We start from the raw sequence: 1577 nt of genomic DNA, 5'->3' as shown, positions 1-1577 counted from the left end.
CCGCCCTGAAGGAGCGCGTCGCGACGGTGGGCGGCACCCCCGATGTCGGCCCGGACCCGATCACCGCGATGAAGGCGGTGAAGAACGCCGCCGAGATCGCCGGCGCCCGCGCCGCGCACCGGCGCGACGGGGCGAGCGTGGTGCGTTTCCTCGCCTGGCTCGACGGGCAGAGCCACGTCACCGAGGTCGCCGCGGTGGAGGCGCTGGAGGACTTTCGCGCGGACGGCGGCGACCTGCGCGACGTCTCGTTCCCGACGATCTCCGGCTCCGGGCCGAACGGCGCGATCGTGCATTACCGCGTCACCCGCGCCACCGACCGGCGGGCGGAGCCGGGCGAGCTGTTCCTGATCGATTCCGGCGCGCAATACCCCGACGGCACCACCGACATCACCCGCACGGTCGCGGTGGGCGCGCCGAGCGCGGAGATGCGTGATCGCTACACCCGCGTGCTGCGGGGCCACGTCGCCATCAGCCGCGCGGTCTTCCCCAAGGGCACCACAGGCGCGCAGATCGACACCCTTGCGCGCCTGCCGTTGTGGGAGGCCGGCCTCGATTTCGACCACGGCACCGGCCACGGCGTCGGCGCCTTCCTCTCGGTGCACGAGGGCCCGCAGCGCATCGCCAAGACCGGAACCGTCGCCCTGGAGGCGGGGATGATCCTCTCCAACGAGCCGGGCTACTATCGCGCCGGGGGCTACGGCATCCGCATCGAGAACCTCGTCCTCGTCGAGCCCTGCGAGGTGCCCGGCGGCGAACGCCCGGTGCTCGGCTTCGGGACCCTGACGCTGGCCCCCTACGACCGCCGCCTGATCGTGCCGGAGATGCTGAGCCCGGCCGAGCGCGCCTGGATCGACGCCTACCACGCCCACGTCCGCGACGTGCTCGACCCGGACCTCGACCCGGAGACGCGAGCCTGGCTGGAGCGGGCGACGGTGGCACTCTGAACCCAGGATCGATCCTCCGCGCGGCACCCGGACGCGCCGTCGCGATTTTACCCTCCGCCTGTTCGCGCCTATGACCAGAGCAGCGTGAAACCGTCGTGGACGGTCGCGCGAAGGGACCGCATGCTCCGTCTTCTCGCCCTCCTCCTATCGCTGCTCGCCGGGCCCGTCGCGGCCCAGGGCTTCAAGCCGCCGGCCGACCTCGTGCGGGCGAGCCTCGTGGCGGAGCCTGCGGCAGTGGCCGGCGCCACGCCGTTCACCGTGGCCATCCGCATGGCGATGAAGCCGGGCTGGCACGTCTACTGGCGCAACCCCGGCGATTCGGGCCTGCCGCCGGAGGTGACCTGGACGCTGCCGGCCGGCTTCTCGGCCTCGGCGATCCAGTGGCCGGCACCGCACCGCATCCCGATCGCGACGCTGATGAACTTCGGCTACGAGGGCGAGGCGATTTTGCTCGTGCGGGTGACGCCGCCGCCGAGCCTCGACCCGGCAGCCCCCGTGACGCTTGCGGGCAAGCTCACCTATCTCGTGTGCGAGAAGGAATGCATCCCCGGCTCGGCCGACCTCGCCCTGACCCTGCCGGTCGCCCGCGAGGCCGCGGCCGATCCGGCCAACGCCGCGCTGTTCGTGCGTGCC

2 protein-coding genes are annotated in these 1577 nt (G+C 72.8%); both read left to right on the top strand.

Annotated elements, in window-relative coordinates:
- A partial coding sequence (locus FV222_RS25560) for a M24B family metallopeptidase (RefSeq protein WP_147815959.1) occupies nt 1-944 on the top strand: 944 nt, incomplete at its 5' end.
- A 120-nt stretch (nt 945-1064) separates the two neighbouring features.
- Nucleotides 1065-1577: protein-disulfide reductase DsbD domain-containing protein (locus tag FV222_RS25555; protein WP_281406926.1), on the top strand; the 513-nt coding region annotated here is incomplete at its 3' end.

The sequence above is a fragment of the Methylobacterium sp. WL103 genome (assembly GCF_008039885.1).
In the GTDB taxonomy this organism is placed as follows: Bacteria; Pseudomonadota; Alphaproteobacteria; order Rhizobiales; family Beijerinckiaceae; genus Methylobacterium; species Methylobacterium cerastii.
This window is presented reverse-complemented; position numbering and strand designations above follow the sequence as displayed.